Consider the following 4359-nt stretch of genomic DNA (forward strand, 5'->3'; position numbering starts at 1 on the left):
ACGCGCGCACCTCGGGGGAGGGTGCTTCCGGGCGCGGGAGGGGGGTGGGCGGCCGGTGGGGTTCGGGGTGCTGCGGCGCGGGGTCGACGGGGCGGGCGGGCGGGTCCTCGTGGGAGGTGTTGACCGCCTCGTTGCCGAACGCCGGGTTGAGGGCGCCGACGACGTTCACGCTGTTCCCGCTGACGTTCACGGGGAGGTGGACCGGCAGTTGGATGCCGTTGCCGGACAGGACGCCCGGCGAGTCGTGCGTGCGCCCGTCGGCGTGGGCGCCGCCGCCGTTTGCGCTCCCCGCAGGACCTGACCTCCCGTCGCCCTTCGAGGAGTTCACGCACTTGTTGCCCATCGCCGGGTTCAGCAGCCCGACGACGTCCACGGTGTTCCCGCACAGGTTCACGGGGAGGTGCACCGGGAGCTGGACCGTGTTCCCGGAGGCCACCCCGGGTGAGTCGGCGGTGGAACCGCCGGCCGCGGAGTCGGCGTGGGCGGGCATCGTCACGGCCATCGCACCGGACGCGGCGACGACGGCGATCATGCCGTTTCGGGTCACCCGTCTCATGGGGTCCCTGCCTTCACAGTCGGGGGCGCGGGCGTTCCCCGCACCCGGACACGGGCGCCTGGCCCGTACCGGTTAAAACGCGGGCGAACCATCGGAGTTATGGCTCATCGTCCTTTCACCCCATCGAGTGGCCCGCTTGTCGAACTGGCAGTAAAGCCGTCGAATCGGACAGAAGGGTGCGCAGGGTAGCACCGGTCCGCACCCCCCGCACTCCGGCGGGCGCACCTGTGCGGCCCCGCCTATCGTGACCGTGGGCACTGCGCTCCGGGAGGCATCGATGCTGGTCACGTTGGTCGTCGCACTCTCCCTGCTCGGCACGGGCACGGCCGGCCCCACCCCGGACCCCGCCGGTTTCTACCGCCAGAAGGTGATCTGGTCGGCGTGCGCGCAGCAGGATGTGCCGAGGGATCTGGAGTGCGGGAAGGTCCGTGTCCCCCTCGACTACGAGCACCCGGCCGCCGGCACCCTCGAACTCGCGCTCGCCCGCTACCGGGCCACCGGCGAGAAGCGGGGTTCGGTGGTGCTCGACTTCGGCGGGCCGGGGGCGGCGGGCGTGCCCGAACTGGCCCACGGGCGGGGGACGTTCGCGGATCTCACGAACCGGTACGACGTGGTCGCCTTCGATCCGCGGGGTGTCGGCCGTTCCTCGCCGGTGAGTTGCGGGGACGGAGACACGGGGCCGACCGGTGACGACCCGCCGGCTCTTCTGGAGCGGCTACGGAAGGCCGCCGCACTCTGCGCGAGGCGCTCGGGGCCTGTACTGCCGTACATAGGAACGGTGTTCGCGGCCAGGGACCTCGACGTGATCCGTGCGGCACTCGGTGAGCGCCGGCTCAACTACCTCGGTTTCTCGTACGGGACGCGGCTCGGGGCGGTGTACGCGGCGCAGTTCCCGCAGCGCGTGGGGAGGCTGGCGCTGGACGGGGTGGACACGCTGACCGAGCCGGCCGCCGAGCAGGCGCTCGCGGGGGCGCGGGGGCAGCAGGTGGCGCTGGACGACTTCACGGCGTGGTGTGCGCGGGGCTCCGGCTGTCCGCTGGGGGACGAACCGCGCGCAGCCCGGGAGGGCGTCGTCCGGCTGGTGCGGTCGCTGGACGAGCGGCCCGTACCGGTTTACGGGGGCGGGGAGTTCACGGGGCAGGATCTGGTGGGGGCGCTGGCGCAGGCGCTGTATCTCCGGGACTGGTGGCCGGCGCTGGAGCAGGGGCTCGTACGGCTGGTGGGGGACGGGGATCCGGGCGGGGTGCAGGCGTTCGCGGCGGGCGGGGCGGCTCCCCGAGGCACCGGCCCCGGACGGCCGCGAGGCGAACACCTCACCCTGGCCGACCCGGGCGACGTCCCCCTCGACAACATGGCCGCCGCCCTCATGGCCGTGAACTGCGCGGACGACCCCGACCGCCCCGACGCCCGGCACCTCGTGGACACGCTCCCCGCGCTGCGCGCCTCCTTCGAGCAGGCGTCGCCCGTCTTCGGCCGCTACCGCCTCGCCGAAACCCTCATGTGCCACGGCCGGCCCGAGGGAACCTCGTTCATCCGCGACCGCGTCAAGGACCTCCGCACCCCGAAGATCCTCCTCGTCGGCACCCGGGGCGACCCCGCGACCCCCTACCGCTGGACGACGGAGACCGCGGCCCGCCTCGGCCCCGCCGCCGTCGTCCTCGACAACCACGCCGAGGGGCACACCGGTTACGCCTCCTCCCGCTGCGTGCACCGCGAGGTGAACGACTTCCTGCTGGACGGCTCGCTGCCGCCGAGCGGGAGTTCGTGCGGGGCGGACGAGGTGCGCCGGCCCTCTTGACGCTCCGTGCCACCCTGGTGATCACCGGAGTGAGAGGAGCCGTGGGCGTGGCGGAGCTGCTGGGGGTCGCGGTGCTGGGGGCCGGGCGCATGGGGGCGGATCATGTGCGGCGGCTGGACCGGGTGGTGAGCGGTGCGCGGGTGGCGGCGGTGGCCGATCCCGATGCGGACCGGGCGAAGGAGGCCGTCGCCGGGATCGAGGGGGCGGCGGTGTACGCGGAGGCGGAGGCCGCGCTGGACGCGCCCGGGGTGGAGGCGGTGCTGATCGCCTCGCCGGGGCCCGCGCACGAGGCGGCGCTGCTGGCGGCGCTGCGGCGGGGGCTGCCGGTGCTATGCGAGAAGCCGATGGTGCCGGATCCGGCGGGTGCGCTGCGGGTCGTCGAGGCGGAGGCGCGGCTCGGGCGCAGGCTCGTCCAGGTGGGGTTCATGCGGCGGTACGACACGGGGTACCGGCGGCTGAAGGAGGTGCTGGACGCGGGTGCGCTGGGCCGGCCGCTGATGCTGCACTGCGTGCACCGCAACACGGCGTCCCCGTCGTTCTTCACCAGCGAGATGCTGATCGAGGACTCGGTGGCGCACGAGATCGACGCGGCCCGCTGGCTGCTGGGCCAGGAGCTGACGGCGGTGACGGTGCTGCGGCCGGCCCCCTCCGCGCGGGCCCCCGAGGGCCTGGTGGATCCGCAGTTCGTGGTGTTCGAGACGTCCGGCGGCGTGCTCGTGGACGTCGAGGTGTTCGTCAACTGCCGCTCCGGCTACCAGGTGCGCTGCGAGGCGGTCGGCGAGGAGGGCAGCGTCCGCATCGGCGACGACCGGGGCCCGCTGCTCACCTCGGCGGGCGCGGCGGCGACGGAGGTGCCGCAGGACTACGTGGTGCGGTTCGCGGACGCGTACGACCGCGAGGTGCGGGCGTGGGTCGAGGCGACGCGGCAGGGGAGGGTGAGCGGGCCGTCGGTGTGGGACGGGTACGCGGCGTCGGCGGTCGCCGGGGCGGGGGTGCGGTCGCTGCGCGGGGCCGGGCGGGTGGGTGTGGAGCTCGCTCCTCGGCCGGATCTGTACGGTGGTGCGACGGGATAGCGCGTACGGGGTTCGAACACCCGCGTGGGGTTTGGGTGTTGCTCTGATGCAACCGGCAACTCCCCTGCTACGTCTACGGTTTGAGGCGTCCGGCGATTACGCGCGGGTAGCCCGGAAAGCCGTCCGGGAAGCCGCTGGCATATGCCGGGCGCATCACCTGAAGGTGTGTTGCCAAATCCCTTACACGACGTCGCGCGCTGTGCAACAGTCGTAACGGCCTTTCCGTTCGGCAGCCCCGGCCGAACCGTCCCCGCATCGGAGTGCGTCATGCCGTCCCCTCTCTCCGCGGACCGTCCAGCCGCCCAGCCCGGCCCGGTCGACGCGCTGATATCGCAGGCGCGAAGGCTGCGCGGGGACATGGCCGCGGTCCGCCGGGACACGCGGCCCACCGGCAGTGAGCCGGCGGACCTGTGGCAGCGGGCGCTGTACGACCTCGCTCTGCATCAACTCACCGATCTGGACACGCACTTGGCCCAGTTGCGGGACGGGCCGTCCGGGGCGGCGGAGGCCGCGCCGACCGCTCCCCGGCGCGGCTCCCTGCTCAGCCGGGTGGGCAGCGCGGAGTGGAACCTGATGGCGGACGAGGCGGTGTGGTCGGCGGAGTTCCACCGCATCCTCGGCCGTGACCCGGCGTCCCCGGCGCTGACGCTGGACGAACTGCCGTCGCTCGTCCTGGAGGAGGACCGGCCGACGCTGACGGCGATGGTCACCGACTGCCTCATCGACTCGCGGCCCATCGACGGCGAGTTCCGGGTCGTCCGGCCGGGCGGCGAGGTGCGGACCGTGCACCTGATGGGCGAGCCCGTGCTCGGCGCCGACGGCTGCACCGCCTCGATGTGGGCGGTGCTGCGGGACGTCAGCGAACTGCGGCGCAGCCAGCGGGCGGTGACCGAGACCCGTGACTCGCTCCGCCGCGGCGGAGCGAGTCACGG

Annotated in this window: 4 protein-coding genes; 3 read left to right on the forward strand and 1 reads right to left on the reverse strand. The window is 73.8% G+C overall.

What is annotated here, in order from left to right; translation table 11 throughout:
* On the reverse strand, positions 1–556 hold a 556-nt coding region (locus ACVNF4_RS33075; protein WP_461806569.1), incomplete at its 3' end, for a chaplin.
* Between the two features lie 277 nt (positions 557–833).
* On the opposite strand from ACVNF4_RS33075, the gene ACVNF4_RS33080 reads away from it, so the two are divergent.
* The 3 genes from ACVNF4_RS33080 to ACVNF4_RS33090 all read left to right on the forward strand — a co-directional run.
* The gene (locus ACVNF4_RS33080; protein ID WP_461806570.1) at positions 834–2354 is read left to right on the forward strand and encodes an alpha/beta hydrolase; all 1521 of its coding nucleotides are present in this window, start codon (positions 834–836) and stop codon (positions 2352–2354) included.
* A 47-nt stretch (positions 2355–2401) separates the two neighbouring features.
* The gene (locus ACVNF4_RS33085) at positions 2402–3427 is read left to right on the forward strand and encodes a Gfo/Idh/MocA family protein (RefSeq protein ID WP_461806571.1); all 1026 of its coding nucleotides are present in this window, start codon (positions 2402–2404) and stop codon (positions 3425–3427) included.
* 267 nt (positions 3428–3694) lie between these two features.
* Positions 3695–4359: PAS domain-containing protein (locus tag ACVNF4_RS33090; protein WP_461806572.1), on the forward strand; the 665-nt coding region annotated here is incomplete at its 3' end.

It is taken from the genome of Streptomyces sp. S6, assembly GCF_054880855.1.

Bases quoted from the DNA above. Each gene is read 5' to 3' on its own strand.
- ACVNF4_RS33080 (WP_461806570.1), top strand. From the start codon at position 834: ATGCTGGTCACGTTGGTCGTCGCACTCTCCCTGCTCGGCACGGGCACG.